The organism is Micromonospora sp. NPDC047753 (assembly GCF_040642735.1).
GTDB lineage: Bacteria > Actinomycetota > Actinomycetes > Mycobacteriales > Micromonosporaceae > Micromonospora.
This window is the reverse complement of the sequence record NZ_JBEYSL010000687.1, coordinates 1-2828: the sequence shown is the minus strand read 5'-3', so window position 1 is coordinate 2828 and position 2828 is coordinate 1. Positions and strand designations below refer to the sequence as shown.

Annotated in this window: 4 protein-coding genes; 2 read left to right on the top strand and 2 right to left on the bottom strand. The window is 70.7% G+C overall.

Annotated elements, in window-relative coordinates; translation table 11 throughout:
• Positions 1-353 (bottom strand): 2-phospho-L-lactate transferase CofD family protein (locus ABZ749_RS33185; protein ID WP_357234894.1); only part of this gene is annotated, 353 nt, incomplete at its 3' end.
• Positions 350-1252, bottom strand: coding sequence for an RNase adapter RapZ (rapZ, locus tag ABZ749_RS33180; protein WP_357234897.1), 903 nt, complete (start codon positions 1250-1252; stop codon positions 350-352). The genes ABZ749_RS33185 and rapZ, both read right to left, overlap by 4 nt.
• Before the next feature lie 254 nt (positions 1253-1506).
• On the opposite strand from rapZ, the gene ABZ749_RS33175 reads away from it, so the two are divergent.
• Positions 1507-2028 carry a hypothetical protein gene (locus ABZ749_RS33175; RefSeq protein ID WP_357234891.1) on the top strand — a complete coding sequence of 174 codons (522 nt, stop codon included), beginning with the start codon at positions 1507-1509 and terminating at the stop codon, positions 2026-2028.
• The coding region (locus tag ABZ749_RS33170) for a RecQ family ATP-dependent DNA helicase (RefSeq protein WP_357234888.1) at positions 1929-2828 on the top strand (900 nt) is incomplete at its 3' end. The genes ABZ749_RS33175 and ABZ749_RS33170, both read left to right, overlap by 100 nt.

Here is a 2828-nt window from a genome sequence, read left to right as displayed (position 1 = left end):
CAGCGAAGCCGTGCAGACGGCGGGGGAATGCTTCGGGTTATACCGACTGCAAGGAGCGCACCCGGATGCCCGCCACCGCCCACCGGCGCGGCGGCGAAGCGGTGCTGGAACAGCCCGGCGCTGCGCCGGGTGGCCGGGTGGTCACCGGCCAGGGCCACCAACGCCTGGCGCAGATCTCCCGGCGGCAGGCCACCCCGCTCGGCCCGCAACCGACCACTGGAACCACCGTCGTCACCCACCGTGACCACTGCGGTGATGTCGAGGTCGAGTTCGGGGGCGCAGTGGCGCAGCGCACGCAACGAGGCGGACAGACCGTGCCCGCCGCCGAACGCCACCACCCGCCGGGCCGTCATTCCCGCCCCAGGTCGCGGTGCTGGGCGTTCGCCGCCAACCCCGAGTGACGCAGTCGGCTGGCCAACTCCTCGGCGATGGCCACGCTGCGGTGCTTGCCGCCGGTGCAGCCCACGGCGACAGTGAGGTACCGCTTGCCCTCCCGCTCGAAGCCGGTCGTGGTGGCGTTGACCAGGTCGGCGTACGAGGCGACGAAGGCGTCCGCGCCCTCCTGACCCAGCACGTACGCGCTGACCGCCTCCTCCCGCCCGGTGTGCTCACGCAGCTCCGGCACCCAGTACGGATTGGGCAGAAAGCGGGCGTCCAACACGAAGTCGGCGTCCGGTGGCAGGCCGTACTTGAAGCCGAACGACAACACGGTGACCCGCAGCCGGCGGGCGTCCTCGCCGCCGAACAGCTCCTCGATGCGGCGCCGGAGCTGGTTGACGTTCAGATGGCTGGTGTCGATGATCACGTCGGCCTGGTCACGGGCCTCCTCCAGCAGGCCGCGCTCCACGGCGATGCCGTCGGCCAGCCGCCCGTCACCCTGCAACGGATGCGAACGGCGAACGCTCTCGAACCGCCGGATCAGCACCTCGTCGTCGGCGTCGACGAAGACCACCCGGGGCGAGAATCCGCGCTCCTTGAGCTCCCGGATCGCCCCGGCCAGGTCGGTGGAGAAGGCCCGCGACCGCACGTCCAGCACCATCGCGGTACGCCGAGCCGCGCCGCCCGCCTTGAACGCCAGCTCGGCCATGTCCAGCATCAGGGCCTGCGGCAGGTTGTCCACGACGTAGTAGCCGACGTTCTCCAACGCCCGGGCCACAGTGCTGCGGCCACCCCCGGAGAGGCCGGTGACCACCACCAGTGTGGTCTCCGACTCAGCCGCCACCTGCTCGCCATTGGCATCCGGGCCGTCGATCCGGTCCCCGGCTGTGCGCGCCTCGCTCACCCGTACCCCCAAGCCGTGGCGCCGCGGCCGCCCTCGGCCGCGATTGGTCAATCAGCGACTCTATCCCGCCACCCGGTCGCCGCCCGGCACCCGTGGCCGGACGGCGCACAGCCGAGCGCCCGGCGGTCGCGCTCCCGACAGTGCGCGCACTTGATGACGATCAGTGACTGTCTATACGCTCCTTGCGATAACCGCAGGTCAAGGCCGATATCTGGGAGGGTGCGATGCACGACCTGGCGGACAAGAACAAGTACGTGGGCTTCCTGTTCATGCGGATCAACCCCGAGTACTTCGCCCTCGGACGTGAGGGCATCCACGAGATCTCCGCCGAGCACGCCCGTGACCTGGGCCGCTTCGCCAAGCAGCTCACCCACGTCGTCTGCACCGGGGTGAACGGCACGTACGACCAGGTCACCATGGTCGAGGCCGACACGCTGGAGGAGATCAACGCGGCGGCCACCGCCTTCCGCATGGGCAACAAGGCCCGCTACATCGAGATCGTCGACATCGTGATCGGGATGAAGGCCCCGCCGCGCGGACTGGCCAACCGGTCCAGCCAGCCCGGCTGGACCGCCCCGCCCGTCCGGTCCACCCGACCCGGGTGCGCCGGGCGGGCGCTGTCGGGGTCGGCTCGTAGACTCCCCGGATGGCTTCTCCCACCGATCTGCGTAGCGCCTCCGACGCCCTCGACGCGCTGCGCCGGGTGTTCGGCTACGACGCGTTCCGTGGTTTCCAGCAGGACGTGATCGATCACGTGGTCGATGGCGGCGACGCGCTGGTGTTGATGCCCACCGGTGGCGGCAAGTCCCTGTGCTACCAGATCCCGGCCCTGGTCCGCGACGGGGTCGCCGTCGTCGTGTCCCCGCTGATCGCGCTCATGCAGGACCAGGTGGACGCCCTCACCGCGGTCGGCGTACGCGCCGGGTTCCTCAACTCGACCCAGACCCTGGACGCCCGGCGACGGGTGGAGGCCGCCTTCGTCGCCGGCGAGCTGGACCTGCTCTACCTCGCCCCGGAGGCGCTCGGCGTCCGGTCCACCCTCGCCCTGCTCGACCGGGGTCGCATCTCCCTGTTCGCGATCGACGAGGCGCACTGCGTGTCCCAGTGGGGGCACGACTTCCGCCCCGACTACCTCGCGCTCTCGATGCTGCACGAACGCTGGCCGCAGGTGCCCCGCATCGCCCTGACCGCCACCGCGACCAGCGCCACCCGCACCGAGATCGCGACCCGGCTCAAACTCGACGACGCCCGACACTTCGTGGCCAGTTTCGACCGGCCCAACATCCAGTACCGGATCGTGCCCAAGCGCGAGCCCCGCAAGCAGTTGCTGACCCTGCTGCGCGACGAGCACCCCGGCGACGCCGGCATCGTCTACTGCCTGTCCCGTGCCTCGGTCGACAAGACGGCGGAGTTCCTCACCGCCAACGGGGTCGCCGCGCTGCCGTACCACGCAGGGCTGGACGCGGGCACCCGCGCTCGCAACCGCTCGCCGCGCCATCTGCCGTGGAGGTCATCGCGATATTCCACAAGTGCCTGCCAGTCATGT

Excerpts from the sequence above, each read along its gene's own strand:
- ABZ749_RS33175 (WP_357234891.1), top strand. The coding sequence starts at position 1,507 with ATGCACGACCTGGCGGACAAGAACAAGTACGTGGGCTTCCTGTTCATG.